Origin of the sequence: Kribbella kalugense (assembly GCF_004365875.1) — a bacterium.
Classification (GTDB): domain Bacteria; phylum Actinomycetota; class Actinomycetes; order Propionibacteriales; family Kribbellaceae; genus Kribbella; species Kribbella kalugense.
Map to the genome: position 1 here is coordinate 183,041 of NZ_SODF01000004.1, position 26,360 is coordinate 209,400.

28 protein-coding genes are annotated in these 26,360 nt (G+C 67.7%); 19 read left to right on the plus strand and 9 right to left on the minus strand.

Features of this window, described 5'->3' with window-relative positions; translation table 11 throughout:
- Positions 1-32 precede the first annotated feature (32 nt).
- The 3 genes from EV650_RS38210 to EV650_RS38220 form a co-directional block, all read right to left on the minus strand.
- Positions 33-911 carry a LysR substrate-binding domain-containing protein gene (locus EV650_RS38210; protein ID WP_134124120.1) on the minus strand — a complete coding sequence of 293 codons (879 nt, stop codon included), beginning with the start codon at positions 909-911 and terminating at the stop codon, positions 33-35.
- A complete protein-coding gene (locus tag EV650_RS38215) occupies positions 911-1,579 on the minus strand; it encodes a FadR/GntR family transcriptional regulator (protein WP_134124121.1) in 669 nt (222 codons plus the stop codon). Before EV650_RS38215 ends, EV650_RS38210 begins: the two co-directional genes overlap by 1 nt.
- A 76-nt stretch (positions 1,580-1,655) precedes the next feature.
- Positions 1,656-2,771: an L-talarate/galactarate dehydratase gene (locus tag EV650_RS38220; protein ID WP_134124122.1), complete on the minus strand. Its 1,116-nt coding sequence runs from the start codon at positions 2,769-2,771 to the stop codon at positions 1,656-1,658.
- A 152-nt stretch (positions 2,772-2,923) separates the two neighbouring features.
- Here EV650_RS38220 and glsA point away from each other — a divergent pair, with 152 nt between their 5' ends.
- Complete coding sequence (glsA, locus tag EV650_RS38225) at positions 2,924-4,339, plus strand: glutaminase A (protein WP_134124123.1); 1,416 nt, start codon at positions 2,924-2,926, stop codon at positions 4,337-4,339.
- Positions 4,340-4,435: 96 nt separating this feature from the next.
- On the opposite strand, the gene glmS is transcribed toward glsA, so the two are convergent.
- The 3 genes from glmS to nucS all read right to left on the minus strand — a co-directional run bounded on the left by glmS (position 4,436) and on the right by nucS (position 7,315).
- Entirely contained in the window at positions 4,436-6,256 is a 1,821-nt protein-coding gene (gene glmS, locus EV650_RS38230; RefSeq protein ID WP_134124124.1) for a glutamine--fructose-6-phosphate transaminase (isomerizing), read from the minus strand.
- 39 nt (positions 6,257-6,295) lie between these two features.
- On the minus strand, positions 6,296-6,577 hold the full coding sequence (locus tag EV650_RS38235; RefSeq protein ID WP_238174750.1) for a hypothetical protein: 282 nt from the start codon (positions 6,575-6,577) through the stop codon (positions 6,296-6,298).
- A 78-nt stretch (positions 6,578-6,655) separates the two neighbouring features.
- Positions 6,656-7,315, minus strand: coding sequence for an endonuclease NucS (gene nucS / locus EV650_RS38240; protein WP_134124125.1), 660 nt, complete (start codon positions 7,313-7,315; stop codon positions 6,656-6,658).
- A 57-nt stretch (positions 7,316-7,372) separates the two neighbouring features.
- Between nucS and EV650_RS38245 the strand changes: the two genes are divergently transcribed.
- From EV650_RS38245 to EV650_RS38265, 5 genes are all read left to right on the plus strand, one after another.
- Positions 7,373-8,245: a class I SAM-dependent methyltransferase gene (locus tag EV650_RS38245; protein WP_238174781.1), complete on the plus strand. Its 873-nt coding sequence runs from the start codon at positions 7,373-7,375 to the stop codon at positions 8,243-8,245.
- Positions 8,215-8,691, plus strand: a complete 477-nt coding sequence (locus tag EV650_RS38250) for an NUDIX domain-containing protein (RefSeq protein ID WP_134124127.1) — start codon at positions 8,215-8,217, stop codon at positions 8,689-8,691. Before EV650_RS38245 ends, EV650_RS38250 begins: the two co-directional genes overlap by 31 nt.
- Before the next feature lie 64 nt (positions 8,692-8,755).
- Complete coding sequence (locus EV650_RS38255; protein WP_134124128.1) at positions 8,756-10,534, plus strand: 3-hydroxyacyl-CoA dehydrogenase family protein; 1,779 nt, start codon at positions 8,756-8,758, stop codon at positions 10,532-10,534.
- A 16-nt stretch (positions 10,535-10,550) separates the two neighbouring features.
- Positions 10,551-10,856, plus strand: coding sequence for a hypothetical protein (locus EV650_RS38260; protein ID WP_134124129.1), 306 nt, complete (start codon positions 10,551-10,553; stop codon positions 10,854-10,856).
- A complete protein-coding gene (locus tag EV650_RS38265) occupies positions 10,853-11,896 on the plus strand; it encodes a zeta toxin family protein (RefSeq protein ID WP_134124130.1) in 1,044 nt (347 codons plus the stop codon). The genes EV650_RS38260 and EV650_RS38265 overlap by 4 nt, the downstream gene beginning before the upstream one ends.
- A gap of 2 nt (positions 11,897-11,898) precedes the next feature.
- Here EV650_RS38265 and EV650_RS38270 read toward each other — a convergent pair whose 3' ends face one another.
- Positions 11,899-12,678, minus strand: a complete 780-nt coding sequence (locus EV650_RS38270) for a phytanoyl-CoA dioxygenase family protein (protein WP_134124131.1) — start codon at positions 12,676-12,678, stop codon at positions 11,899-11,901.
- 50 nt (positions 12,679-12,728) lie between these two features.
- Between EV650_RS38270 and EV650_RS38275 the strand changes: the two genes are divergently transcribed.
- The 4 genes from EV650_RS38275 to EV650_RS38290 are packed head-to-tail and all read left to right on the plus strand — an operon-like array spanning position 12,729 to position 15,979.
- Positions 12,729-13,526, plus strand: a complete 798-nt coding sequence (locus tag EV650_RS38275) for a helix-turn-helix domain-containing protein (RefSeq protein ID WP_238174751.1) — start codon at positions 12,729-12,731, stop codon at positions 13,524-13,526.
- Between the two features lie 10 nt (positions 13,527-13,536).
- The gene (locus tag EV650_RS38280) at positions 13,537-14,391 is read left to right on the plus strand and encodes an ABC transporter substrate-binding protein (protein WP_134124132.1); all 855 of its coding nucleotides are present in this window, start codon (positions 13,537-13,539) and stop codon (positions 14,389-14,391) included.
- Complete coding sequence (locus tag EV650_RS38285; protein WP_134124133.1) at positions 14,388-15,239, plus strand: amino acid ABC transporter permease; 852 nt, start codon at positions 14,388-14,390, stop codon at positions 15,237-15,239. Before EV650_RS38280 ends, EV650_RS38285 begins: the two co-directional genes overlap by 4 nt.
- Positions 15,236-15,979 carry an amino acid ABC transporter ATP-binding protein gene (locus tag EV650_RS38290; protein WP_134124134.1) on the plus strand — a complete coding sequence of 248 codons (744 nt, stop codon included), beginning with the start codon at positions 15,236-15,238 and terminating at the stop codon, positions 15,977-15,979. The genes EV650_RS38285 and EV650_RS38290 overlap by 4 nt, the downstream gene beginning before the upstream one ends.
- Here the strand turns inward: EV650_RS38290 and EV650_RS38295 are convergent.
- Together EV650_RS38295 and EV650_RS38300 are read right to left on the minus strand one after the other, a co-directional pair.
- Positions 15,957-16,604 (minus strand): response regulator, encoded by a 648-nt coding sequence (locus EV650_RS38295; protein WP_134124135.1) that lies wholly within the window; start codon positions 16,602-16,604, stop codon positions 15,957-15,959. The genes EV650_RS38290 and EV650_RS38295 overlap by 23 nt on opposite strands.
- Complete coding sequence (locus EV650_RS38300) at positions 16,556-17,854, minus strand: sensor histidine kinase (RefSeq protein WP_134124136.1); 1,299 nt, start codon at positions 17,852-17,854, stop codon at positions 16,556-16,558. The genes EV650_RS38295 and EV650_RS38300 overlap by 49 nt, the downstream gene beginning before the upstream one ends.
- Before the next feature lie 189 nt (positions 17,855-18,043).
- On the opposite strand from EV650_RS38300, the gene EV650_RS38305 reads away from it, so the two are divergent.
- From EV650_RS38305 to EV650_RS38345, 9 genes are all read left to right on the plus strand, one after another.
- Positions 18,044-19,069, plus strand: coding sequence for a fatty acid desaturase family protein (locus EV650_RS38305; protein WP_134124137.1), 1,026 nt, complete (start codon positions 18,044-18,046; stop codon positions 19,067-19,069).
- Between the two features lie 38 nt (positions 19,070-19,107).
- Positions 19,108-19,401, plus strand: a complete 294-nt coding sequence (locus EV650_RS38310; protein ID WP_134124138.1) for an Rv1322 family protein — start codon at positions 19,108-19,110, stop codon at positions 19,399-19,401.
- 53 nt (positions 19,402-19,454) lie between these two features.
- Positions 19,455-20,222 (plus strand): alpha/beta fold hydrolase, encoded by a 768-nt coding sequence (locus tag EV650_RS38315; protein WP_134124139.1) that lies wholly within the window; start codon positions 19,455-19,457, stop codon positions 20,220-20,222.
- A gap of 103 nt (positions 20,223-20,325) precedes the next feature.
- Positions 20,326-21,429: an exo-beta-N-acetylmuramidase NamZ family protein gene (locus EV650_RS38320; RefSeq protein ID WP_134124140.1), complete on the plus strand. Its 1,104-nt coding sequence runs from the start codon at positions 20,326-20,328 to the stop codon at positions 21,427-21,429.
- On the plus strand, positions 21,429-22,409 hold the full coding sequence (locus EV650_RS38325; RefSeq protein ID WP_134124141.1) for a GNAT family N-acetyltransferase: 981 nt from the start codon (positions 21,429-21,431) through the stop codon (positions 22,407-22,409). Before EV650_RS38320 ends, EV650_RS38325 begins: the two co-directional genes overlap by 1 nt.
- A 1-nt stretch (position 22,410) precedes the next feature.
- Positions 22,411-23,691: an ABC transporter substrate-binding protein gene (locus EV650_RS38330; protein WP_134124142.1), complete on the plus strand. Its 1,281-nt coding sequence runs from the start codon at positions 22,411-22,413 to the stop codon at positions 23,689-23,691.
- Positions 23,688-24,626, plus strand: coding sequence for a carbohydrate ABC transporter permease (locus tag EV650_RS38335; RefSeq protein ID WP_134124143.1), 939 nt, complete (start codon positions 23,688-23,690; stop codon positions 24,624-24,626). The genes EV650_RS38330 and EV650_RS38335 overlap by 4 nt, the downstream gene beginning before the upstream one ends.
- The gene (locus tag EV650_RS38340) at positions 24,623-25,498 is read left to right on the plus strand and encodes a carbohydrate ABC transporter permease (protein WP_202875306.1); all 876 of its coding nucleotides are present in this window, start codon (positions 24,623-24,625) and stop codon (positions 25,496-25,498) included. Before EV650_RS38335 ends, EV650_RS38340 begins: the two co-directional genes overlap by 4 nt.
- A gap of 10 nt (positions 25,499-25,508) precedes the next feature.
- Positions 25,509-26,249 carry a PIG-L deacetylase family protein gene (locus tag EV650_RS38345; protein ID WP_134124144.1) on the plus strand — a complete coding sequence of 247 codons (741 nt, stop codon included), beginning with the start codon at positions 25,509-25,511 and terminating at the stop codon, positions 26,247-26,249.
- The last annotated feature ends 111 nt before the right edge of the window (positions 26,250-26,360 follow it).

Sequence of the window (26,360 nt, forward strand, 5' to 3'; positions counted from 1 at the left end):
CGAGGGATACCTGTCCAAGATCGTTTTTGGATCTAACGATGCTCTGGGAGCATCGTGAGGACGCGCTGGAGAACAGGGCCGGCCGCGTTCCGCCGCCAGATCGCGTGCAGTTCGACCGAGTCACCGGCACCTTCGAGTTCGCAGTACTGCACGCCTTCGAGGCCGAGGCCGCGGGCCGACGCCGGGACGAGTGCGACGCCGCGGCCGGCTGCGACCAGCAGGACCACGGTGAGGATTTGATGAACCCGCTGCTCGATCCGGGGATGCGACTCGGCGAGGAACCGAACCGTCAGCTCGTGGAAGTAGCGCGCCCGATCCGGGTCGTAGCTGATCACTCGCTCGCCGACAAAGTCAGCCGCCCGCAGCGGCCGGCCGAGCGCCCCGAGCCGATGGTTGCCAGGGACAACGGCACACAGCGGTTCGCGGAACACGACCCGGGAGTCCAGTACGTCGGTGTCGAACGGAGGCCGGCCGAGGCCGAGATCCAGCTCGCCTCGCAGCAGCCCGTCCAGCTGCGAAGGCGTGACGCGCTCATGCAGGATCACGTCGACGTCCGGCAGCTCGGTCGCGAGCCGCTGGAGCAGCGGCCCGAGAGTGCGGATCGCCGAAGCGGCGGTGAACCCGAGCCGCAGCGTGCCCGCGGCGCCTTGGTCGATCCGACGGGCAAGATCACCCGCGGTCTCGGCCAACGCCAGCAGCCGCCGAGCCTCGGTCAGGAACGCCCGCCCGGCGGCAGTCAGTTCAACGCGTCGGTTGTCCCGCTCCAACAGCCGCGCGCCGACCGCCTGCTCCAGCTTCTGCACTTGCCGGCTCAACGGCGGCTGCGTCATGTTCAGCCGCTCGGCCGCGCGCCGGAAATGCAACTCCTCGGCGACCGCGACGAACACGTTCAACTGCTCGAGCGAGAACATCACCGGAGCCGGTCGCGAGTGTTGGCCAAATGCACCCGCACCGCCGCGCGAGCCGCCTCGCTGTCAGAGCGTGCGATCGCGGCATGGATGTTCTCGTGCTCGTGCACCACGCGGGTCAAGTGCTCCGGGTCCGACATCTCGTACGCCGGATCGAGCCGAGTACGCGGCAGCATGATCATCATCGGCCCGAGTTCCGCGATCAGGTCACTGTAGAACCGGTTGCCGGAAGCAACAGCAACCTTGAGGTGGAAGGCGAAGTCGGCCTCCACCGAGCGACTCGGATCGTCACCGACCCGACGGAAGTCGTCCAGCGCCCGTTCGATGCCCTTCAGCTGATGATCCGTACGACGCCCCGCAGCCAGACCGGCCGCCTCACTCTCGACCCCGATCCGGAAGTCCATCAGGTCCAGCACGTCGCGGTGCGAGCGGACCTCACGCAGTCCCGACGTACGTTCCGGCACTTCCAGCACGAAGGAACCACGGCCCTGGAACGTCTCCACCAGCCCGGCCGCCTGCAGCCGCGAGACCGCCTCGCGCACCACGGTCCGGCTGACACCGAACTCCTCGACCAGACTGTTCTCGCCAGGCAGCTTCTCGCCCGGCGCGATCTCTCCACTGAGGATCCGCTGCTTCAAGTCCTCCACCAATTGGTATGCCAAACCACTCATCGGCGTCCTCACTTCGCTCCGGGCGCCGATGAGGCACGAGCGCACTGTGTTGTTTTGGTGCTCTCGCTCCGCTCGGTCACGGGAACTCGCAGCTGTCGACGGTCCACCGCGCGCACTGCTCGCTGGGCGTGAAGCCGAGACCGGGGCGATCCGGGACGAGCATGCGGCCGTCCACCGTCTCCAGACGCTCGTTGAACAAGGGATTCAGCCACTCGAAGTGCTCGACCCAAGGTTCGCGTGGATAAGCGGCCGCGAGATGCAGGTGGATCTCCATAGCGAAGTGCGGCGCCAACTGAAGACCGTTGTGGTCGGCAAGCGTTGCCAGCTTGAGGAACGGCGTGATGCCGCCGATGCGTGGCGCGTCGGGCTGAATGATGTCGGCCGCCCGAGCCTCGATCAGCCGGACATGTTCGCCGACGCTAGACAGCATCTCGCCGGTCGCGATCGGCGTATCCAATGCCGCAGCCAGCTCCGCATGTCCCAGAGCGTCGTACGCGTCCAGCGGCTCCTCGATCCAGACCAGGTCGAACTCCTCGAGCACCCGGCCGAACCGCAACGCCGTCGGGCGGTCCCACTGCTGGTTAGCGTCGACCATCAGCGGTACGTCGTCGCCGAGGTACTCGCGGACCGCGCGGACCCGCTCGAGGTCGATCCGCGTGTCCGGCTGCCCGACCTTGATCTTGATCCCGCCGATCCCGTCGGCCAGCGACTTCGAGGCGCGTTCCTTGACCTCCTCGATCGGCGCGTGCAGGAAGCCGCCGGAGGTGTTGTACGCACGCACCGAGTCGCGATAGGACCCGAGCAACTTGGCCAATGGAAGCCCGGCCCGCTTGGCCTTCAGGTCCCACAGCGCGATGTCGATCGCCGCGATCGCCTGCGTCGCGACCCCGGACCGCCCAACCGACGCACCCGCCCAGAGCAGCTTGTCGTACACCTTCCCGATGTCCGACGGGTCCTCGCCGATCACCCCGGCCGCGACCTCTCGAGCGTGCGCGTACTGCGCCGGACCGCCGGCCCGCTTCGAGTAGCTGAACCCGATCCCGTGCTGGTCGTCCGTCGTTGCGATCTCCGCGAACAGGAAGACGATCTCGGTCATCGGCCGCTGCCGCCCGGTCAGCACCTTGGCATCGCTGATCGGCTGGTCGAGCGGAAGCACGACGGACGAGAGCTTCACCTGCCGGATGCGATCCATCCAGTCATCGTACAAGTGCTCAACTTGTCCGACAACAACTGTCCACGCGTCGGCCAACGGGCGTTTGACGCTGCCGTAACACCACAGAACCGGCACGGAAACACAAGCCGGAGAAGCTGCTCTTTCGCCGGTTATCTGGAAGGGGTTCAGCGATGGCTGTGTCGGAGTTGGCGCATCGCCGGATGTTCGAGCAGCTCGGCGGGGACTCGGACCGCGGCATCTGGACCTGGCAGCTGCTCAGCACCCTGGGACAGAACGGGATCCAGCCCGACGACCCGCGGATCCGGTCGGCGATGGCGGGTCTGCAGGATCCGTACGGGCAGCCGATCCAGATCGACTACTCGCAGTTCGTCGAGGTTGCGGAGCACGGCGACGGGATCGTCCAGCGAGCCCTGCAAGGCGATCTCGCGGTCTCGCCGGACGAGTTTCGTGAGCTCGTCGCGGGGACCCAGGAGATCTACGCCGGACTGCTCGACGAGCACGGCGGCGAGGTCGCCGACTACATCCCGAGCCTGGCGGACGTGCCTCATCCGGACGCCTTCGGCATCGTGATCTGCACGGTCGACGGTCAGCGGTACTCGATCGGCGACTCGAACATCCCCTTCAGCGTGCAGTCGACGTCCAAGCCGTTCACCTACGGACTGGCGCTCGAAGGATCGGATCCGCGGTCGGTGCATGGCTGGGTCGGCGAGGAGCAGAGCGGCGGGGTGTTCAACGACCCGAGGCTGTCGCTGACCATCGACGGCAAACCGCAGAACCCGATGATCAACGCCGGCGCGATCGCGACGCTCGCTCTGGTCGAGCCGGAGCTGCGCATCGATGCCCGGTTCGAAAAGGTCAAGGACATGTGGACCTCGATGATGGGGCTGCCCCCCGGCTCCGACACGACGACCTTCCTGGGGGAGCGCGAAACCGGCTTCGGCAATATCGGCCTGGCCAACCAGATGGCCGGCAAGGGCATGTTGCACCCGGGCCGCGGGGGCCTCGTCTCGCCACAGGAAGCGGCCGAGCTGTACTTCATCGTCTGTGGGCTCGAGATGGACGCACACGGGCTGTCCGGGGCCGGCGCGACGCTGGCGAACGGGGGACTGTCGCCGTTCACCGGCAAGCAGGTGTTCACCGAAGCGAACAACGCGCTGGTGCTGTCGATGATGGATCACAGCGGCATGTACAACGGGTCCGGCAGTTTCCGCAACAGAGTCGGTCTGCCGGCCAAGAGCGGTGTCTCGGGCAACGTGGTCGCGGTCGTGCCGGGCCGGTTCGCGATCGTGACGTTCTCGCCGCGGCTCGACCCGGCGGGCAACTCGGTGCGGGGTGTCAGGGTCTGCGAGCAGATGGTCGACCGCTTCGGCCTGAACCCGTACCGCAACCTCGGCGCCGGCCGGAGCCGCGCGGCCCAGTTGGCCGGAGGGAACGAGGCGGACCGCAAGGCCGATATGGCGCAGTTGATCAGCCGGGCCTTCGACGGCATGGCCAGACCAGGCTCCGGCACCGCAGCCGCGCTCGGCGGCACACAGGACGCTGCCGCCACGGTGCGCAAAGGTCCGCAGCAAGGCCACCAGCTCTGAGGGCCGGATCCCCAGGCCATCACAATGCAGCGGCCCCCGTCACGCCGAGCGTGACGGGGGCCGCTGTGCTGCGATTGTGATGGCCTGGCGATCCGCCTACTCGACCGTGACCGACTTGGCCAGGTTGCGCGGCTTGTCGACATCGTGGCCGAGGGCAACGGCTGCGTAGTACGCGATGATCTGCAGCGGGATCGTCAGCAGGATCGGGTCCAGCTCGTGCTCGTTCTTCGGTACGACGATCTTCGCGGCGACCCCGTCCGGGACCTCGACGCCCGCGTGCGTGACGACGTACAGCGGGCCGGAGCGGGCGCCGATCTCGTGCAGCGCGCCGATGTTGCGGTCGAGCAGCTCGTCGTCGGGGACGATCGCGACCGTCGGCACGTCCGGCGAGATCAGTGCGAGCGGGCCGTGCTTCAGCTCGGAGGTCTGGTACGCCTCGGCGTGCCGGTAGGAGATCTCCTTCAGCTTCTGCGCGCCCTCGCGAGCGACCGGGTACCCGCGGGACCGGCCGACGAAGAACAGGCTCTCGTGCTTGGCGAGCCGGCCGGCGATCTTGGCCAGCTCCTCCTCCTGCGCGACGATCGAGGCGATGTCCTCGGGCAGCTTCTTCAGGCCGTCGATCAGCCGCCGGCCGTCGGCGGGGGAGACGTCCCGGATCCGGCCGAGGTGGATGCCGAGCATCGCGAACCCGACCGCCATGTTGGTCAGCGCCTTGGTCGACGCCACCGAGACCTCAGGGCCGGCGTGCAGGTACACGCCGCCGTCGACCTCGCGGGCGATGCTCGAGCCGACCGCGTTCACCAGGCCGATCACGCGACCGCCCTTGCGCTTCAGCTCCTGCACCGCGACCAGCGTGTCCAGGGTTTCACCGGACTGCGACACGGCGACGTACAGCGTGTCCCGCTCGACCACCGGGTTGCGGTACCGGAACTCCGAGGCCGGCTCGGCGTCGGCGGGAATCCGCGCGACTTCCTCGATGAACTGGGCGCCCATCTGACCGGCGTAGTACGCCGATCCGCAGCCGAGGATCTTGACCCGCTTGATCTCCCGCGCCTCGCGGGCGTCCATGTTCAGGCCGCCGAGGTGCACGGTGTGGAAACGCTCGTCCAGGCGGCCGCGGATGACCCGGCCGACCGCGTCCGGCTGCTCGTGGATCTCCTTCATCATGAAGTGCTCGTGCAGGCCGCGCTCGAACTCCTCGGCCTCCCACTCGACCGTCTTCGCGGTCTTCGTGGTCGGCGACGCGTCCTGGGTGAAGGTCCGGTAGCCGTCGGCGCGCACGGTCGCCAGCTCGCCGTCGTCCAAGTAGACGACCTGACGGGTGTAGCGGATCAGCGCGGCCGCGTCGGAGGCGACGTGCATCTCGCCGTCGCCGATGCCGAGGATCAGCGGGCTGCCGTTGCGGGCCACCACGATCCGGTCCGGGAAGTCCAGGTCGATCACGGCGATGCCGTAGGTGCCCTCGATCCGGCGCAGGGCGGCCATCACCTTCTCCTCGAGGGTGGCGCCGTCGGACTGCTCGATCAGGTGCGCGAGCACCTCGGTGTCGGTCTCGGAGCGCAGCTTGACGCCGGCGTCCTCGAGCTGGGTGCGGAGCGCGCCGGCGTTGTCGAAGATGCCGTTGTGAACGACGGCGATCCGCTCGTTGCCGCTGGCGTGCGGGTGCGCGTTGTCCTTGCTCGGGCCACCGTGGGTCGCCCAGCGGGTGTGGCCGATGCCGAGCTTGCCGCCGAACCGCTTGGGCAGCGACGCCTCCAGCTCACGGACCCGGCCGGCGTCCTTGTGCACCTTCAGCTCGCTGGACCCGAGTACGGCGACACCCGCCGAGTCGTACCCGCGGTACTCCAGCCGGGCCAGTCCGTCCACCAGGATGGGCGCGGCCGGCTTGGTGCCGACGTACCCGACGATTCCGCACATGTAGTGGTGCCCCTTCGTAGGTTCGGTTGAGCGACCCGGTCAGCCGTAGACGATCCGTCGTAGCTGGCGGGCGGAGAGTTCGGGTGAGCGGACCGGCCACTGCCGGAGCTCGGTGCCGAGGCGGGCGAAGATCTCGTCGTTGCGGGCCCCGTAGGTCTGCAACTCACGGTGCCTGCGCCGGACGTACTCCTCGGTCGTCTCGGTGAAATAGGCCAGCACGTCCGCGACTACCCGCCGCGCGACGTCCGCCGACAGCCCGGTCGTCCGGCTGACCTGATCGGCCAGCTCGTCGACAGGCTCCACCGCCGCCTCACTGATCACCCGTCCACAATGCAGTCTTTCCGAGGTCAACGCCAAGCATCTGCCCGAAATCGGGCAAATTCCCTGATATGTCAGGAGCTAGAAGAGGCGCAGTACGTCGGATTCCATCCCGCGGAGGGCGTCGTAGTCGACCGTGACGCACTCCAGCCCGCGGTCGGTGGCGAGGAACTGGGCCTGCGGCTTGATCAGCTGGGCGGCGAAGATGCCGCGGACCGGGGCCAGCAGGGGGTCGCGGTTGAGGAGTTCGACGTACCTGGTCAGCTGCTCGACGCCGTCGATCTCGCCGCGGCGCTTGATCTCGACCGCGACGTGCTTGCCGTCGGCGTCGCGGCAGAGCAGGTCGACCGGGCCGATCGCGGTCGGGTACTCGCGGCGTACCAGCGTCCAGCCGTCGCCGAAGGTCTGGACGTGCTCGGCGAGCAGCTCCTGCAGGTGCGCCTCGACGCCGTCCTTGATCAGGCCGGGGTCGACCCCGAGCTCGTACGAGGTGTCGCTATGCACCTCCTCGAGCGTGATCCGGAGCTCCTCACCAGCCTTGTTGGTGACGCTCCAGACCCCCTCGTCCTCCGTCAGCTTGCACGGCGGCGACATCCAGTTCAGCGGTTTGTACGACCCGCCGTCGGCGTGGATCAGCACCGACCCGTCGGCCTTGACCATCAGCAACCGCGGCGCCATCGGCAGATGAGCCGTCAGCCGCCCCGAGTAGTCCACAGAACACGTAGCAATCACCAAGCGCACGAGAAAGCACCGTAGTGCACCGGGCGTCCGGAGTGGGAGGGTGGATGGGTGAACCTCATGTGTCCCGCCCGCATTCTGCTGCTGCCCGGTGATGTCGGGGAGGCTGCGGTCGGGGATCGGGTTGCTCAGGTGTACGCCGGGACGTTCGAGGCCGCGGCGGGATCTCGGCTGGCGGAGCGGCTCGGCGTTCGGCTGACCGTCGTACCGGAGCTCACGCAGCGGCCGGACGAGGAACTGCAGTCGATCGCGGACCTGCATCGCGGCGAGACGGTCGTCGTGCTCGGCGTCGATCTCGGATTCAAGTTGCCGGCGACCGTCGAGCACACCGGCGACGGGTGGACGCGGCTGCCGAGCGACAACGAGGTGACGTTGTCGGCGTACGAGCAGGCCGCTGCCAAGTTCCGCGACTCGATCCCGACAGAGCCCAACAACACGCTGATCGATCTGCTCGCCGAACGCGTCGGCCCGGGCGCGCGGGTGCTGGAGATCGGCAGTGGGACCGGACGCGATGCGCTCGAGCTGGAACGCCGCGGCTTCGTCGTACGCCGTACCGACGCGACGAAGGCCTTCATCGAGATGATGCGGGCCGACGGGTACGCCGCTGACCGGTTGAACGCGCTCACCGACGACTTCGGCGGACCGTACGACGCGGTGTTCGCCGACGCGGTGTTCCTGCACTTCGAGAGGACCGGTCTGGCCCAGGTTCTGCGGAAGGCTGCGCGATCGGCGCCGGTACTGGCGTTCTCGACGCGCGAAGGTAAGGGCGAGGAATGGTCCGATCGGCACCTGGATCTGCCGCGGTACTTCGTCCTCTGGCAGGAGGACGCATTGCGTGAACTGCTCGCGAGCACCGGTTGGGCGGTCCAAGGCTTGCAACGCGGCGAGGGCAAGCTCGGGATGTGGTTCAACGTGCTGGCGACCCGCGGATGATCCGGGCCGGCGTCGTACTGCTGACCGATGAAGGGATCGCCGCGATCGAGCGGGTGCGGGACGGGATGACGTACTACGTTCTGCCCGGCGGTCAGGTCGAGGACGGGGAGACCGTGGCCGAGGCCGCGCGCCGCGAGACGCACGAGGAGCTCGGACTCCTGGTCCGCATCCACGGGTTGATCGCCGTCGTGAACTTCAACCAGCACACGCAGCACTACTTCCTCGCCGAATCGGTCGGAGGCGAGTTCGGCACCGGAAGCGGGCCGGAGATGGACAGCCCTGCCGAGTCGGAGGCTGGTTCTTATCGGTCGGTGTGGTTGCCGCCGGAGCGGTTCGGGGATATCCGGCCGAAGCCGATCGCGGCTGCGCTGGCCGGCGTACCCGATCCCGGACGTCTGTTGCAGGCGTGGCTGGCGGCTCCGGTTGCGTTTGAGGAGACCGTGTGAGCTTGGCCTCGCCGGTGACGCAACTCATGGGCGGACCAGTGCCTGGACTGGCATAGTGCAGAGCATGGCTCGGGAACTGACGACTGTGGGTGTGGTGGGTCTTGGCACGATGGGCGCCGGGATCGCCGAGGTGTTCGCGCGGCACGGGCTGACGGTGGTCGGCGTCGAGCGCGATGACGAGGCCGCCGAGCGCGGCCGCGGCCACATCCAGCATTCGACCGACCGGGCCGTGAAGCGCGGCAAGCTGTCGGTCGAGGACCAGCAGGCGCTGTTCGACCGGGTCACGTTCGCCACCTCGATGGAGGCGCTGGCCGACTGCGATCTGGTCATCGAGGCCGTCGTCGAGCGGCTCGAGCTGAAGCGCGAGATCTTCGCCGCGCTGGACAAGATCGTCGGCGAGGACGCGATCCTGGCGACCAACACCTCGTCGTTGTCGGTCACCGAGATCTCCGTCGCCACCCAGCGCCCGCGGCGCGTCGTCGGCATGCACTTCTTCAACCCGGCGCCGGTGCAGGAATTCGTCGAGGTGATCAAGACCGTCGTCACCGAGCCCGACGTGGTGGACGACGTACAGGCGCTGGCCCGTCGGCTCGACAAGGTCCCGGTGGTCGCGGCCGACCGGGCCGGCTTCATCGCCAACGCACTGCTGTTCGGGTACCTGAACCACGCAGTGTCCATGGTCGAGTCTCGCTACGCCACCCGTGAGGACGTCGACGCGGCGATGCGGCTCGGCTGCGGGTACCCGATGGGACCGCTGGCGCTGCTCGACCTGATCGGCCTCGACACGGCGTACGAGATCCTCGACACGATGTACAAGCAGGGCCGCAACCGGCTGCACGCGCCGGCTCCGATCCTGAAGCAGATGGTCACCGCCGGACTGCTCGGCCGGAAGACCGGGCGCGGCTTCTACACCTACGAGGGACCGGACTCGCCGGTCGTCGTCGACGACGAGAACACCCCTTCGACCTCGGGAGAGCCGCCGGCCATCCGCCCGATCAAGCAGGTCGGCGTGGTCGGATCGGGCACGATGGCGGTCGGCATCGTCGAGGTCTGCGCGAAGGCCGGGTACGACGTGTTGTACGTCGCCCGCGGTACGGAGAAGGTGGACCAGGTCCGCGCCACCCTGGAACGCTCACTGGAGAAGGGCGTCCAGCGCGGCAAGCTCTCCTCGGACGAGCGCGACTCCGCGCTGCGCCGAGTGACGGGTACGGCGAAACTCGACGACCTGGCGTCCGTCGACCTGGTGATCGAGGCCGTGGTCGAGGAGCTGAGCGTCAAGCAGGCGCTGTTCGAGACGTTCGACGAGATCTGCAAGCCGGGCGCGATCCTGGCGACCACGACCTCGTCGCTGCCGGTGATCGATCTGGCGATGGCGACCAAGCGGCCGTCCGACGTGGTCGGGCTGCACTTCTTCAACCCGGCGCCGGTGATGCAGCTGGTCGAGATCGTCAGCACTGTCAGCACGTCGCTTGAGGTCGCCGACACCGTGGCGGCCGTGGCTGTTGCCGCTGGCAAGCATCCGGTGCGGTGCGGTGACCGGGCCGGCTTCATCGTCAACGCGCTGCTGTTCCCGTACCTGAACGACGCGGTCCGGATGCTCGAGGCGCACTACGCGGGCGTCGACGACATCGACGCCGCGATGAAGCTCGGCTGCCGCCTGCCGATGGGCCCGTTCGCACTGCTCGACGTGGTCGGCCTGGACGTGTCGCTGGCGATCCAGCGGACCTTGTACCTGGAGTTCCGCGAGCCCGGCTTCGCCCCGGCCCCGCTGCTCGAGCACCTGGTCACGGCCGGCTACCTCGGCCGCAAAACCGGCCGAGGCTTCCGCGACTACTCCAGCTGATCGCTAGTCTGGCTCCATGCCGGACGAGCCGAGGAAGCATCTCACCGAAGCAGTCGGTGGGCGGTTGGTCGAGCCGCTGACGCATGAGCAGCGTGCGGAGCAGGAGCGCATTCGCAACCTGATCCGCGCGGTGCTGGCGTGCTACAACTCGCTCGTCAGCGAGGAGACGGACCCGGTCCGCCGTACCGAGCTCGAGGCGCAACGCGCCGTCCAGACGGAGCGGTTCCGTGGCCGGCTGACGCTGTCGGACGCGGAGCGACGCGAGATTCTGGACACCTACCCCGACCTGCTGGTACGCCTGCGCGCCGACCTCGACGGATGACCGCGCTGACGCTGTCCCCGGCCGAGTCCGAGGAAGTCGTCACCCAGCGGATCACCGAAATCACGCCACCACGGCGGCCGGACCGCCGCTCAGGTGTGCAGCCGATCGCGGTCGTGATCGGCGGTCAGCCGGGTGCCGCCAAGTCGACCGTCCAGGACCTCGTCCAGGCCGCACTCGGACCTGACACCGCCGCGTCGTACGAGGCCGACGACGATGCCGGGGCACATCCGCGCTACGACGCCGCGATGCGGGCCGGCGGTATCGATGCCCTCAGCAACGTGGTGCGGAACCTCCCGCCGGACCTGAGCGAACGCTGCCTGGACAGCCTGCTGTCCGCCGACCCGCCGTACGACGTGGTGACCAGCGCGTGGCTGGAGACCGGGGATCGCGCCAAGCAGGCCGCGGACATCTTCCACAATGCCGGCCATCGGACCGTGATGGTCTACGTCGCCACGAACGAGGCCGACAGCCTGCTGGCGATCGCGAACCGCTACCAGCAGTCGAAGGACGCCACCGGCAGCGGCCGATGGGTGGACCGCGAACTGCATGACCGGGTCTACCCGGGCATACCGGACGCGGCGCATGCGGTCGAGGCAGGAGGATACGCCGACGACATCTACGTCGTGGACCGGGCGGGCAACGTGCTGTACGAGAACCATCGCAACGCCGACGGCACCATGCAGGCACCACTCGGGGCCAAGGCGGCCCTCATTGCCGAGCGCGACCGCCCGCCGACACCCGAGGAGCACCAGCACTTCGTCGAGACGGCGCGCTCGCTGCGTGCGCGTGGTGACCAACTGGAGGAGCCGGTCGGCGACATGGTCCGGGCAGCGATGCGCAGGCAGATCCGGCGCCCGGTGGCTCAGTCGGCGAGCAGCGAACCCGTGCCCGGGACACGACTCGACGCCCGGCTGGCGGCGCTCCAGCACGTGACCGGCTCCGGTGTGGCCGCACCCGGTGGCATCGCGCCGCCCGACTCGGCTGACGACGCTCGACGACCGGGCGGACGGCCGGCGCCGGGGCAGTCGCGAGAGCGTTGATCTCAGGTTTCGGCTGCGTAGTCGCCGCAGGGGCCGCCGCCGATGGCTTCGGGGAGGACTGTCTCGCGGCGGTCCGGCTTGACGAGGGGGTTGTAGAAGGCGGCGATCTCGACGCTCTCCTCCGGGATGTAGTGGAAGATCAGCGAACGGCGGAAGCGGTCGGCGCTGGTGTTGGGCCGCGATCCGTGCACAACGCTGCCGTTGAAGAACAGAGCGTCGCCGGCGCGCATCTTCGTCTGCACCTTGCTCAGCCCGTCCGGAATCGGCACCTCGGCACCGGTGAAGGACTCGGCCAGGTCGGCCGGTTCGGGGCAGAGCAGCTCGATCTGGTGTGAGCCGGGGACGACGGCCAGCCCGCCGTTCTCCGCGTCCACGTCGTCGATCGCGATCCAGGCGGCCAGGCAGGTCTCGGGATGTGTCCGCAAAGACATGTTGTCCTGGTGCAGCGCCTGTCCGCGGGCGCCCGGCGGCTTGAAGTAGAACATCGACTGAGCGCCCAGCGCCGGACCGATCAGCGCCTGGACGACATCGAGGATCCGGCTGTCCAGCATCAACTCCATCGAGAGCTGCCCGACCGCCAGGTCGTCGCGGCGGTGCGGGTGCACGAAGCGCGGGAACCGCGACAGCGGATCGTCGTCGGGTACGCCGTCGTCGATCGCGAGCGAGTGGTCAACGGCAACCTGCTCCATGAACACGGTCTTGATCCGCTCGACCTCGGCGGAATCGATCAGCTGGGGGACCTGGACGATGCCGTCCCGTTCGTAGACATCCACGACTGTCATACGTCCAGGATGCTGCGGCGGGGCGTTGGCCAGCGATAGTCTATTGAGCTGTGAACCTTCGAGATCCTGCTGAGTCGCCGCATCCGGTGGTTCGCCGGCTGATCACCGGTGAGTTCGACGAAGGCCCTGAGTACGCGACGTATCGGCGGCACGGTACGACGGACTGGCTGCTGGTGCAGACGCTCGACGGCAGGGGACGATTCGGTCATGTCCCGGCCGAGCCCGGCAGCGTGACCCTGGTCCGTCCGGGCACTCTGCACGACTACGCCACCGTCGGCGACCGCTGGCAGTTCCTCTATGCGCACGTGCACCCGAAGCCCGACTGGCTGCCCCTGCTCGACTGGCCGGAAGTTGCACCCGGCATCGTTCAACTCACCCCAGCGCGCACTACTTTCGATCGGATCGCCGACCACCTGCGAGACGCCGTACGGCATCAGCACAGCGTCCTCCCGCAGGCCGAGCAGCTCAGCGCGAACTCGCTGGAGGCCGCGCTGCTCTGGTGCGACACCCAGAACCCGAAGGCCGTCCAGATCGACGACCGCCTGCTTCGCGCCATCGAACTCATCGACCAGGACCTGACCGCGACCCTCGACGTACCGCGGCTCGCGCGAGCGGTGAACCTGTCGGTGTCGCGCTTCGCCCACCTGTTCCGCGACCAACTCGGCGTCAGCCCCCAACAGTTCGTCGAACGCCGCCGCCTCGACGCCGCGGCCCGGCTCCTGGAACTGACAAGCCGCTCCGTCGCCTCGGTCGCCACCCAGGTCGGCTACGCCGATCCGCTGTACTTCGCGACCCGCTTCCGTCTACACACCGGATTAAGCCCCACCGCGTACCGCCGGAGACCTTAGGCTTCTCCGCATGAGAACCGGTGTAGTGGTGGGTCTGGCGGCGCTGGTCGCCATGGGGCTGGGGGCGTGTGCGCCGGAGGACAGCCCGTCAGGGTCCTCGACGCCGTCCGGGGCGGATGCCTGTGCCAAGGACAAGCTGGCGGTGAAGACCACCGGAACGCTGACGGTCGGCACCGACAAACCGGCGTACGAACCGTGGTTCAGCGACAACAACCCGAGTAACGGCAAGGGGTACGAGTCGGCCGTCACTTACGCGGTGGCGAAGAAGCTCGGGTTCGACCAGGCACAGGTGAAGTGGCTGACGGTGCAGTTCAACACGGCCTTCGCGCCCGGCACAAAGGCGTTCGACCTGGACGTGAACCAGGTGTCGATCTCCGAGGAGCGGCGTAAGGCCGTCGACTTCTCGTCCGGGTACTACGACGTGCGGCAGACCGTGATCACCACCGCGGGCAGCAAGATCGCGAACGCCAAGTCGGTCGCGGAGCTGGCCGACGCCAAGCTCGGAGCTCAGGTCGGTACGACGAGCTACACCGCCCTGCGCGATCAGGTGAAGCCGAAGCAGACCCCGGCCGTCTTCGACACCAACGACCTGGCCGTGCAGGCACTGAAGAACAAGCAGATCGACGGCATCGTGGTGGACCTGCCGACGGCCTTCTACATGACCGCGGCGCAGCTCGACAACGGCAAGATCGTCGGTCAGCTGCCGTCGAGCGGGACCACCGAGCAGTTCGGGTTCGTGCTCGCGAAGGGTTCGAAGCTGACCGGCTGCGTCACCCAGGCGGTCGACGCGCTCAAGTCGGACGGCACGCTGGCGAACCTGCAGAAGCAGTACCTGACCGAGTCAGGGGCTCCCGAACTCTCGTGACCGACTGGCAACCATCGCCGCTCCAACTGGAGCGGATCGCGTACCGGCGCAGGCGGGCCCGGCGGTCGACGCTGATCGCCGTGGTCAGCTCGGTGGTGCTGCTCGCGCTGGTTGCCGTCGGCATCGGTTCGACGCCGGGCTGGCCGCGGGTCCGGTCGACGTTCTTCGACGTCCACCGCGGCTGGCAGGCGCTCCCGGTCGTTGCCCAGGGCCTCTGGCTGAACGTCCGGGTGATGCTGATCTGCGCCGTGCTGATCGTGATCTTCGGTATGACGCTGGCGATCATGCGGACGTTGCGCGGCCCGATCTTCTTTCCGTTGCGCGTGTTCGCGGCTGCCTACACCGACGTGTTCCGTGGTCTGCCGTTGCTGTTGGTGATCTTCCTACTCGGCTTCGGCGTACCGGCTCTGCAGTTGCGCGGGCTGCCGAACCAGGCGGTGATCTGGGGTGGCGCCGCGCTCGTGCTGACGTATTCGTCGTACGTCGCCGAGGTGTTCCGGGCCGGCATCGAGTCGGTGCATCCATCCCAGCGAGCGGCCGCGCGGTCGCTCGGGCTGAACTATCGCCAGACACTGCGCTTCGTCGTACTTCCCCAGGCCGTACGCCGCGTGCTGCCGCCGTTGCTGAACGACTTCGTCAGCCTGCAGAAGGACTCCGGCCTGATCGCGGTCCTCGGTGTCATCGACGCGATCCGGGCCGCTCAGCTCGAGACGGCCGAGGACTTCAACTTCACGCCGTACGTCGTGGCTGGGCTGCTGTTCGTCGCGCTGACGATCCCGCTGACCCGGCTGACCGATTACGTCGCTCGCCGGCAGGGCTGGTACGGCGCGGGAGGTGGGCCGGTATGAGCCTGCTGTCGTTGCGCGGGATACGGAAGGTGTACGGCGACAACGTCGTACTGAACGATTTCGGTCTGGACGTCGAGCCGGGGGAGTGCGTCGTACTCATCGGCGCTTCCGGATCGGGGAAGTCCACGTTGTTGCGGTGCGTCAACCTGCTCGAGGTCGTGGACGACGGCGTGATCGAGCTGGACGGCGTCGACATCACCGATCCGCGGGTGGACGCGGACCGGATCCGGTCGCGGATCGGGATCGTCTTCCAGTCGTACAACCTGTTCCCGCATCTGAGCGTGCTGGACAACATCACGCTGGCGCCGATCCGCGTTCATCGGGTGCCGCGGGATGTTGCGCGAGCGCGTGCTGTGGAGATGCTGGAGCGGGTCGGACTGGGCGACAAAGCGTCGGCCAAACCGGACGAGCTGTCCGGCGGTCAGCAACAGCGCGCCGCGATCGCGCGGGCGATGGTGAACTCACCCCAGCTGATGCTGCTCGACGAGGTCACCTCGGCACTCGATCCCGAGCTCGTCGGCGAGGTGCTCGATCTGCTGCGCGAACTCAAGTCCGAAGGCATGACGATGCTCGTCTGCACGCACGAGATGGCCTTCGCCCGCGAGGTCGCCGACCGGGTCTGCTTCCTCCACCAAGGTCGCCCACTCGAGGTCGGCCCGCCCGCTCAGGTCCTGGACGATCCGCAGGAGCCTCGGACCCGGGAGTTCCTCCGCCGGGTCAGCGGGACGACAGGTAGGTAAGGACCGCGATCACGCGGCGGTTGTCGTCCTCGGACGGCGGCAGGTCGAGCTTGGCGAAGATGTTGTTGGTGTGTTTGCTGACCGCCTTCTCGGTGACGAAGAGGGCGCTGGCGATCGCGGCGTTCGAGCGACCCTCGGCCATCAGACCGAGTACTTCGGACTCACGCGGCGTGAGCCGGCCGATCGGTTCGTCCCGGGTGTTGCGGGCCAGCAGCTGACCGATCACGTCCGGGTCCATCGCAGTACCGCCGGCGGCAACCCGGCGTACCGCGTCCAGGAACTCGGCGACGTTCGACACCCGGTCCTTGAGCAGGTACCCGACCCCGCCGCCACCGCCGGTGAGGAGCTCCCGCGCGTACAGCTGCTCGACGTACTGCGAGAGGACCAGGATCGGCAGGCCGGGGACCTGCCGGCGGGCCTCGATCGCGGCCTTCAGGCCCTCGTCGGTGAACGTCGGTGGCAGCCGGACGTCGACCACGGCGACGTCCGGCCGGTGCTCCACCAGAGCGGGCACCAGCCGGGGTCCGTTGTCGACCGCCTCCACGACCTCGAAGTCGTGCGCCTCCAGCAGGCGGATCAGGCCGTCCCGGAGGAGGGCATGGTCTTCAGCGATGAGGACTCGCAAGGTAGCTCCATGATCACAGTGGTCGGCCCGGCGCTCGGGCTCACCACGGTCAACGTACCGTCGAAGGCGGCCAGTCGCCGCTCGATACCGTACAGACCCCCACCGGGCCTGACCACGGCACCGCCGACGCCGTCGTCGCCGACGATCATGTGCAGCTTCTCGTCCTCATGAGTGATCTGGATCCAGGCTGTGGTCGCGGCCGAGTACTTGACCGCGTTCGCGAGGCACTCGGCCACTGCGAAGTACGCCGCCGACTCGACCGGCGCGGCCGGCCGGCCCGGTACGTCGTAGGTGACGTCGACCTTGAATGGGCAGGACATCGCGAGAGCCTTGATCGCGCCGTCCAGACCGCGGTCGGCGAGCACCGGCGGGTGGATCCCGCGGACCAGGTCCCGCAGCTCGGACAGCGCCGTACTCGCGGACTCGCGTGCCTCGGTGAGCAGGGCGGCTGCCTGGGCCGGGTCGCGGGCGACCATCTCCTCGGCCATACCGAGGTTCATGCTGAGCGCGGCCAGCCGGGCTTGGGCTCCGTCGTGCAGGTCGCGCTCGATCCGACGCAGCTCGGCCGCCTGGGTGTCGACGGTCTCGGCGCGGGACTCGGCCAGCTCGCGGACCCGCATCGCCAGCTTGGCGCTCTCGGTCGGGCCGAGCAGCGAGCGGGCCAGGAAGGCGTTCGCCTTGAGCAGCCGCTCGCCGGCGGCCTGCCAGATCAGGAAGGCGATCAGCGCAACCGGCATGACCAGGAAGCTGGTCCAGAAGTTCACCGTCACCAGCCCGCCGAACGGCTCGGTGAACACGCCCTCCGGCGTGACACCGACGAGCAGCGGGTAGACGAGGTAGAAGAGAGTGGCCAGGAACAGCACCGCGCTCAGCAGACAGAGGGTGAACCCGATCACTGCGTTCACCAGCAGCCAGATGATGTCCCGCCAGGTCTGCGGATCGGTGAGGATCGTCCGCAGCCGCATCAGCATGCCGGGCATCGGTGGCTTCTTGTACGGCCGCGGGATTCGCTCACCGAGGAAGCCGGCCATGATCGTCCGGTGGCAGTTCGCGAACCACCGGGCGGACGGCACCACGACAAGCAGTAGCGGGATCCCGACCCAGACCGCGATCAGCGGCACGGATACCACGCTGAGCACGAACAGGGCGATCCCCAGCTCGGCCAGGATCGCGAGGAACAGCGCGATCCACGGCTGTGCAAGCTTCGGGTACCGCATCGGCGGTGCCTCGGTGGTAGCCACGGTTGTCATGCACCCATCATGACGCAGCGTAGGACCCGGTTCAGTGGAGTTAACCCCCCACTGTCGAGGGGCACAAACCCCCGGTCACTCCGGGTAGTAGCACTCGTGTGTTCGATCGTTAGGGCGGCAAGGCTTGATGCCGTACGCTGGCCGCGGCTGTACGCCTAGGCCCCCAACCGCACCCGAGACGAGGACCTGATGGCTCAGCCACCTGTGCTACCTATTGCCACCCGCGGCTCCGATTTCTCCCCGCTTTTGCGGGAGGTCAAGGCCGCCGGCCTGCTGGAGCGCCGTACTGCGGCCTACGCGATGGCGATCGGGATCAACGTCGGGCTGATGGCCCTCACTTGGGCGGCAATCGCCACTGTCGGCGCCACGTGGTGGGTGCTGCTGCTGGCCTTGCCGCTCGGCATTCTGACCACCCGCTCGGCGTTCTTCGGGCATGACGCCGGTCACCAGCAGATCGCCAGCTCGCGCAAGCTCCACGACTGGATCGGCATGCTGCACGGCAACATCGTGCTCGGCATGAGCTACGCCTGGTGGAACGACAAGCACAACCGCCACCACGCCAACCCGAACCACACCGACAAGGACCCGGACGTCGGTGCCGGCGTGCTGGTCTGGACGCTCGAGCAGGCCGAGGGCCGCAAGGGCCTGGAGGGCTGGCTGAGCCGCAACCAGGCGCGGATCTTCTTCCCGCTGCTCACCCTGGAGGGCTTCAACCTCAAGGTTTCGAGCATCCGCTTCCTGTGGGCTCGTCGCCGTACGCACCAGATCGAGCTCGGCCTGATGGCGGCGCACCTGGTGCTGTACTTCACCGCGCTGTTCCTGATCATGGCGCCGGGGCAGGCGGTGGTGTTCGCGCTGGTGCACCACATGATCTTCGGGCTGCACCTCGGCAGCGTGTTCGCGCCGAACCACAAGGGCATGGAGATGCCCGATGACGACACCAACTGGGGTCACCTGGAGAAGCAGGTGCTGACCTCGCGCAACGTCAACGGCGGTCTGGTCACCGACTGGATGATGGGCGGGCTCAACTACCAGATCGAGCACCACCTCTTCCCGAGCATGCCGCGGGCCAACCTCCGCTTCGCCCAGCCGATGGTGCGCGAGTACTGCGAACGGGTCGGAATGCCCTATGTGTCAACGACTCTGCTCGAGTCGTATCGGCTGGGGTTGCGCCACATGCACGAGGTCGGCCAGGAGCTTCGCGCCGCTAACTGACCGAGTGACCTGGCTCATACCGCTAGCCTTGAAGAGCTATGTCGCGCAGAAGGCCTTCCAAGTGGCAGCGGCCGGTCAGCGACCGGCCGCTGCTCGGCGGTACCCAGAGCCGCGAGCCGAAGTCCGACGGCGACTGGAACGTCCGCCGGGTGTCCGGGTCCGCGTCGGCGAAGTCGTACCGCTGCCCGGGCTGCGACCAGCTGATCCCGCCCGTCACGCCACACGTCGTGGTCTGGCCGGAGAACCCCAGCCTGCTCGGCGCGATCGGCGGTGCCCAGTCCCTCGACGAGCGGCGTCACTGGCACACCGCGTGCTGGCAGCGGCACTCCTGAGGGTCTCGTCCTGAGGGTCTCGTTCTGAGTGGTCTCGTTCTGAAAGGTCTCGGATGAAACTGCCTGTCACGTCGTACGGCGAATCCGGTACGCCGGTTGTGGTGATGCACGGGCTGTTCGGCTCGGGGCGGAACTGGATGACCGCCGCCCGTCGGCTCGCCGACCGGCACCGGGTGTTCGCGTTCGACCTGCGCAACCACGGGACCTCACCGCACGTCGAGACGATGAGCTACCCCGAGATGGCCGAGGACGTCCGCGAGACGATCGACTCGCTCGGGGTCGGGCCGGTCGCGCTGGTCGGGCATTCGATGGGTGGCAAGACCGCGATGCTCACCGCGCTGCAGCACCCTTCGGTCGTCGAGCGGCTCGTGGTGGTGGACGCGGCGCCGGTCGCGTACCCGCCGGCCTTCGTCGAATATGCGCAGGCGATGCGGGCCGCTGACCTGTCCGCGGTGCAGCGTCGCGCGGACGTCGATGCCCAACTGGTCGAGGCGGTGCCGACGCCGGGGACCCGCGCGTTCCTCCTGCAGAATCTGATCCTCGACGAGGCGGGCGCGCGGTGGCGGCCCAACCTTCCGGTAATCGAGGCCGCGCTGCCGGCGATCTCCGGCTGGCCTGCCGAGGCTGAGGGTCTGGTGTACGACGGGCCGACGCTGTTCATCTACGGCGGCAAGTCCGATTACGTCCAGCAGGATCATCGCACCACCATCGCGGCGTACTTCCCGCAGGTCCAGTACGCCGAGGTTCCGGAGGCCGGCCATTGGGTACACGCCGAGCGGCTCGACGACTTCCTGGCGGCGCTCACACCGTTCATTGGTTGACGTTGGCAAACGGTTGTCCGTAATCCATTGACCTCCGCTGGCTAGTATCGGTAAGTTTTCAACCCAGTTCCTGCAGGATCCATGATCTGGGTTGGTGGTGGCGATGGTGGTCCGGACCGGCGCGCAGCGTCTGGCCGAGGACCCGGGGTTGGTGCCCGACGGGCGCCTGGGGCTAGTCACGAACTTCACCGGCGTGCTGCCGGATCTCACGCCGACGTCGGTCGCGTTGCGTGCGGCCGGTCTGCCACTGACGGCGTTGTTCGGTCCCGAGCACGGCCTCCGGGGTACGGCGCAAGCTGGCGCGAGCGAAGGTGAAGGCATCGATCCCGACACGGGACTCCCGGTCTTCGACACCTATCGGCGGAAGGGTCGCGAGCTCGACGATCTGTTCTCCGGTGTCGACGTCCTGCTCTTCGACATCCAGGACATCGGGACGCGGTTCTACACCTACGTCTGGACGATGTACGACTGCCAGCAGGCGGCCGCGCGGCTTGGTATGCCATTTGTCGTGCTGGATCGGCCGAACCCGCTCGGCGGTGTCCGGGTCGAGGGGCCGATGCTGCAGCCGGGGTTCGAGAGTTTCGTCGGGCGGGCGCCAATCCCGCTGCGACACGGGCTCACCGTCGGCGAGCTCGGGCGACAGTTGGGCGAGGCAACAGTTATCCCGGTCGAGGGCTGGACGCGCTCGTCGCGGGGGACTGGTATGCCATGGGTGCCGCCGTCGCCGAACATGCCGACGCCGGAGACAGCTTTGGTATACCCCGGGACCGGGCTGTTCGAAGGCACCAACCTGAGCGAGGGACGCGGTACCACGCGACCGTTCGAGACGATCGGGGCGCCGTACGTCGACGACCGGCTCGTGCCGGCGTTGCGGGACTGCGAGCTGCCAGGCGTGATCTTCCGGCGGACCTGGTTCGAGCCGGTCTTCAGCAAGTACGCGGGCCAGGCGGTGTCCGGCGTACAACTGCATGTCGTTGATCGGGATGCGTTCGAGCCGGTGCGCACGGCTCTGGTGATGCTTCGGGTGCTGAACGAGCTGTACCCCGATGACTTCGGTCTGCTGCCGTCGCTGGACAAGTTGTGGGGCTCGGACTCGTTGCGGAAGGCACTCGAGGCCGGCGACGACCCTGTCGAACTCTTGCCGGCGGCAACCACTCCCGCCGGGTGGGTGCGGCCTGGCGTACTGCTCTACGAAGGGGCTGTCTGATGATCCGTTCGTTCCAGGTCGGCGACGGGCCGGCGCTGGCCGCGGTGTGGACGGCCGCCGCGCCGGCCGACCCGATCAGCTACCCGCGCTTCCGCGACCTGTTCCTGCTCGATCGCAACTTCGACCCGGCCGGTCTCCAGGTAGCCGTGATCAATGATCAGATCGTCGGCGCGGCGTACGCGGTCCGTCGGCTGATCGCGGTCGACGCCGACGACCTCGAGCCCGGGTCGGGCTGGATCCCGTTCTTCTTCGTGCATCCGGAGTACCGCGGTCGCGGTCTCGGCCGGGACCTGCTCACGGCGGCGATGGACTGGCTCCGGTCCCACGGACGGTCCGAGGTGTTCTTCTCGTCGTACACGCCGAACTACTTCCTTCCCGGTCTCGACTCGGCTCGCTATCCCGAGGCGGCTCGGTTGACGGCTGCGCTGGGCTTCGAGCGGCAGTACGACGCGGTGGCGATGGACCGCGGTCTGGTCGGGTATGCCATTCCCGACGAGATTCGGAAGCGGATCGACGCGCTGACGGCCGAGGGCTACAGCTTTGGTATACCAACCGACGACGAGCTGACCGCGCTGATCGCGATCGCCGGCGCGGAGTTCAACCCGGACTGGGCGCGCGCGATCCGCGAGGGCGTCGTCTCCGGTATGCCATTGGATCGCATCGTGGTGGCTCGCCGTCCTGGTCCAACACCGTCGAGCCGGGCGATCCTCGGCTGGGCGATGCACGGGACGTACGAAGGGGTGATCGACCGCTTCGGGCCGTTCGGTGTGCTGCCGGCGTCGCGCGGCACCGGGCTCGGGAAGGTGCTGCTGCACCTGACGCTCGAGCGGATGGTTGCCGTCGGCGCCCACAGCGCCTGGTTCCTGTGGACCGGCGAGAAGTCTGCCGCCGGACAGCTGTATCTGAAGACGGGGTTTGAGATCACCCGCACGTTCACCATCCTCCGGGCGCCGTTGCTCCCGGCTGGGGCGAAGGAGTGACATGAGGATTGCCAAGGGTTTGCGGCTGGCCGTTGTGCTGGGACTGCTCGCCACCGGCGCTGCCTGTGGCGGTGGCAGCGACTCGGGTAGCGGCGGCGGCAAGGTCGAGCTGACGCTGCTGAGCCACTACAGCGACGGCCCGTCGAAGGACGGGCTGGACAAGATGATCTCGGAGTGGAACAAGGAGAACCCGAAGATCCAGGTGAAGGCGCAGGTGGTCAAGTTCGACGACCTGCTGACCACGCTGACGGTCCGGCAGACCGGCGGCCGCGGCGCGGATATCGTCAGCGCGTACGGCCTGTGGGGCGGCCAGTTGATGAAGGCCAACGTCGTGGCGAAGGTGCCGGACGACATCGCGACCAAGATCAAGGCGGAGTACAGCCCGGCGGCGCTCGGCGCGGTGACCACCGGCGACACGCTGCTGGGCTACCCGACCGAGCTGAACACCTACGTGCTGTTCTACAACAAGAAGATCCTTGCCGCAGCCGGCATCAACAAGCCGCCGACCACCTGGGCCGAGCTCGCCGACGCGGCCAAGAAGACGGTCAAGCGCGATGCCAAGGGCAACATTCAGGTCGAGGGGCTGAGCCTGATCCAGGACGGCGACAACAAGTCGGTGCACCCATTCCTGTCGCTGCTCGACTCGGCCGGCGGGAAGTTCCTGGCTCCGGACGGTACGGCGCAGTTCGACAACGAGCAGGGCAAGGCGGCGCTGAAGTTCGAGGGTGACCTCGCGGCCGCGAAGGCGACCAACACCTCGATCTCGCCGACCAAGCAGTTCCGCAGCGGCGGCGTCGCGATGGCGATCCAGGCCGGCTGGTGGATCGGCAGCCTGAAGACCCAGATGAAGGACAAGTACTCCGACGTCGGGGTGACCGCGATCCCGGGACCCACCGCGGGTAGCAAGGGTTCGCTGGCGTACGGGTTCTTCATGGGCGTGAACCAGCGCAGCAAGCACGCCGACGAAGCCTGGAAGTTCCTGACCTGGATGAACGAGCACAAGACCGAGGACGGCAAGGTCACCGAGACCGGCAAGTGGCTCGCCGACCAGGGCCTGATCCCGCCGCGTACCGCTGACCAGGCGGAGTACAAGAAGGCGCTGCCCGACCCGAACCTGGCGCCGATCTACGAGGCGGCGACGTACGCGATGCCGGAGCCGAACCAGCCGGGTGCGTACGAGGCGAAGACCGCGCTGCACAACGCGATCATGACCGTGCTTGCCGACGGCAAGAATCCGGACGACGCGCTCGCACAGGCGGCGAAGGCCGTCAAGCCGCAATGACGACCGCGGTCAGCAGGGTCGGTGCCGTCGCGGCACCGGCCCGGCGGGTCGGCAAGCTGCATCGCGAGGGACCCGCGGCGTACCTGTTCCTGTCGCCGGCGCTGCTGTTCTTCTGCGTGTTCCTGATCCTGCCGTTCATCTTCGCCATCGTGCTCGCGTTCTCGGACTGGGGCGGGTTCGACCTGAGCACGCTGAAATGGGCGGGCTTCTCGAACTTCGGCGACGTGCTGAGCTTCGACGGGACGTTCGTCAAGCCGATCCTGGTGAACACGTTGCTGTTCGCGTTCGGATCGGTGTTCCTGGCAACGTTCGGGTCGGTGCTGGTTGCCTACTGCATCGATCGGCTGTCGTTCCAGGGGTTCTGGCGGGTGCTGTACTTCCTGCCGGTGGTCGCCACAGTGGTGGCCATCGGCAACGTGTGGAAGATGATGTACCAGCCCGCCGGCCTGATCAACGCGGTTCTGAACAAGCTCGGCGTGAACAGCGTCGGCTTCCTGTCCGATTCGTCGTACGCGCTGCCGTCGGTGACCGTCGTACACGCGTGGGCCTCGATCGGTGGCGCCGTACTCATCCTGACCGCCGGCCTGAAGGCGATCCCGGAGATGTACTACGAGGCCGCCGAGGTGGACGGGGCGAACTCGTGGCACATGTTCTGGTCGATCACGTTGCCGTTGCTGCGGCCGGCGTTGCTGTTCGTGCTGATCACGCAGTTCATCGGCGGGTTGCAGTCGTTCGCGCTGATCATCGTGATGACCGGTGACGGCGGGCCGGTGAACGCGACCAACGTGGCCGCGTTCGAGATGTACCAACGGGCGTTCAAGTTCGGCGCTTGGGGGACGGCCAGCGCGATGGCGATGGTGCTGTTCGTGATCATCCTCGCGATCACGTTGCTGCAGTTGTGGATCGCCCGGCGGCGCGGAGAGGAGACCTCGTGAAGCGGCGCGGCAAGTTCCCGTGGTTCGCGTACCTGGTGGTGATCCTCGGCGGGGTGGCGATGGTGATGCCGTTCCTCGACATGGTGATGAGCTCGTTCAAGGGGCCGGGGGAGTACGGCGTGATCCCGTACAAGCTCCTCCCCTCGTCGTTCAACTTGGACAACTACCGCGACGCCTTCTCGCAGTTGGAGCTCGGACGGCTGTTCCGGAACAGCGTGATTGTCACGGTGTCGGTGACCGTGTCCGTGTTGGTGACGTCGTCGATGGCCGGGTACGCCTTGGCGAAGCTTCGGTTCCGGGGCCGGGCGGTGATCTTCCGGTTCATCCTCGCCACAATGATGCTGCCGCCGTTCCTGCTCCTGATCCCGACCTTCCTGATCATGCTCAACTGGCCGCTTGCCGGCGGCAACGACATCCTCGGCCGCGGCGGTGACGGCGGGCTGACGACGAGTCTGATCTCGCTGATCCTGCCGTTCGCGGTCAGCGGGTTCGGCATCTTCCTGATGCGGCAGTTCATGGTCTCGCTGCCGGACGAGATGCTCGAGGCGGCCAAGATCGACGGCGCGAACCAATGGCAGACCTGGCGGCTGATCGTGCTCCCGCAGACCAAGCCGGTGGCGATCACGCTCGGACTGATCACGTTCATCGGGGCCTGGAACGAGTACATCTGGACGCTGCTGATCTCGTCCTCCGATCCCGACCTGCAGACGTTGCCTGTCGGGATCCAGTTGTTGCAGAGCTTCCTCGACCCGGATCGCACGATGCCGATCGTGATGGCCGGCCTGGTGATCAGCACGCTGCCGGTGCTGGTCGTGTTCCTGCTGTTCCAGAAGTACTACGTGCGCGGCGTCGTACTCAGTGGCCTGAAATGAGGAGACCGTTGTGAACAGAACAGTGCTCGCCATCGGAGCGCACATCGGCGACATGGACCTGACCGCCGGCCCGACGCTGGCCAAACTGATCCTGGAAGGCGCGACCGCCACGATCGTCGCACTGACGCCGGGAGAACGCGGTCACCCGCGACTCACGCCTGCGGAGTACAAGAAGCAGAAGATCGCCGAGGGTACGGCGTTCGCGGAGGCGATCGGCGCCGACTTCATGGTCCTCGACCAGAGCGACGGCTTCCTGCCCTCCAGCGACGACGTGGCGCTGGAGCTGGCCCGGATCATCCGCGAGAAGCAGCCCGACACGATCATCACCCACTGGAAACACTCCATCCACAGCGACCACGAGAACGCCGCCGCTCTGTCGGAACGTGCCCGTTTCCTGGCCGGGCTGCCCATCGATCCGACCGACGATTTCGCCACGCCGTACCCGGAGCTGGTCGCCAAGCTCGCTGCTTTGCCGCGGCACGGCGTACGTTCCTTCCTCCATGCCGAGAACTGGGAGGACATGGAGGGCTTCACGCCGTCGCTGTACGTCCCGATCCCGGACGAGGCCTTCTACCGCTGGGTCTCCGCCATCCGCCACCAGGCCTTCGCCCGCGGCGAAACCTACGGCTTCCGCTACATCGATTACTACACGGCGCTGATGACGACCCGCGGCTGCTTGGCGTCGTACCCCCGAGCCTGCGCCTTCCACACCAACCAAGCTCCGGAGGTCACCAAACTCGCCGGACCGTAGTCGTCCCACGCCGCACTACGCGCCGCTCGTTCCTCGCCGCACTACGCGCCGCTCGTTCCTCGCCGTGCTACGCGCCGCTCCCACCCACCCATGCGACCGCCTCGTGGTCGT

Excerpts from the sequence above, each read along its gene's own strand:
- glsA (WP_134124123.1), top strand. The coding sequence starts at position 2,924 with ATGGCTGTGTCGGAGTTGGCGCATCGCCGGATGTTCGAGCAGCTCGGC.
- EV650_RS38280 (WP_134124132.1), top strand. The coding sequence starts at position 13,537 with ATGAGAACCGGTGTAGTGGTGGGTCTGGCGGCGCTGGTCGCCATGGGG.
- EV650_RS38245 (WP_238174781.1), top strand. The coding sequence starts at position 7,373 with ATGTGTCCCGCCCGCATTCTGCTGCTGCCCGGTGATGTCGGGGAGGCT.
- glmS (WP_134124124.1), bottom strand. The coding sequence starts at position 6,256 with ATGTGCGGAATCGTCGGGTACGTCGGCACCAAGCCGGCCGCGCCCATC.
- EV650_RS38255 (WP_134124128.1), top strand. The coding sequence starts at position 8,756 with ATGGCTCGGGAACTGACGACTGTGGGTGTGGTGGGTCTTGGCACGATG.
- EV650_RS38325 (WP_134124141.1), top strand. The coding sequence starts at position 21,429 with ATGATCCGTTCGTTCCAGGTCGGCGACGGGCCGGCGCTGGCCGCGGTG.
- EV650_RS38300 (WP_134124136.1), bottom strand. The coding sequence starts at position 17,854 with ATGACAACCGTGGCTACCACCGAGGCACCGCCGATGCGGTACCCGAAG.
- EV650_RS38330 (WP_134124142.1), top strand. The coding sequence starts at position 22,411 with ATGAGGATTGCCAAGGGTTTGCGGCTGGCCGTTGTGCTGGGACTGCTC.
- EV650_RS38290 (WP_134124134.1), top strand. The coding sequence starts at position 15,236 with ATGAGCCTGCTGTCGTTGCGCGGGATACGGAAGGTGTACGGCGACAAC.
- EV650_RS38310 (WP_134124138.1), top strand. The coding sequence starts at position 19,108 with ATGTCGCGCAGAAGGCCTTCCAAGTGGCAGCGGCCGGTCAGCGACCGG.
- EV650_RS38215 (WP_134124121.1), bottom strand. The coding sequence starts at position 1,579 with ATGAGTGGTTTGGCATACCAATTGGTGGAGGACTTGAAGCAGCGGATC.
- EV650_RS38315 (WP_134124139.1), top strand. The coding sequence starts at position 19,455 with ATGAAACTGCCTGTCACGTCGTACGGCGAATCCGGTACGCCGGTTGTG.
- EV650_RS38220 (WP_134124122.1), bottom strand. The coding sequence starts at position 2,771 with ATGGATCGCATCCGGCAGGTGAAGCTCTCGTCCGTCGTGCTTCCGCTC.
- EV650_RS38305 (WP_134124137.1), top strand. The coding sequence starts at position 18,044 with ATGGCTCAGCCACCTGTGCTACCTATTGCCACCCGCGGCTCCGATTTC.
- EV650_RS38265 (WP_134124130.1), top strand. The coding sequence starts at position 10,853 with ATGACCGCGCTGACGCTGTCCCCGGCCGAGTCCGAGGAAGTCGTCACC.
- EV650_RS38270 (WP_134124131.1), bottom strand. The coding sequence starts at position 12,678 with ATGACAGTCGTGGATGTCTACGAACGGGACGGCATCGTCCAGGTCCCC.
- EV650_RS38260 (WP_134124129.1), top strand. The coding sequence starts at position 10,551 with ATGCCGGACGAGCCGAGGAAGCATCTCACCGAAGCAGTCGGTGGGCGG.
- EV650_RS38210 (WP_134124120.1), bottom strand. The coding sequence starts at position 911 with ATGTTCTCGCTCGAGCAGTTGAACGTGTTCGTCGCGGTCGCCGAGGAG.
- EV650_RS38335 (WP_134124143.1), top strand. The coding sequence starts at position 23,688 with ATGACGACCGCGGTCAGCAGGGTCGGTGCCGTCGCGGCACCGGCCCGG.
- EV650_RS38320 (WP_134124140.1), top strand. The coding sequence starts at position 20,326 with ATGGTGGTCCGGACCGGCGCGCAGCGTCTGGCCGAGGACCCGGGGTTG.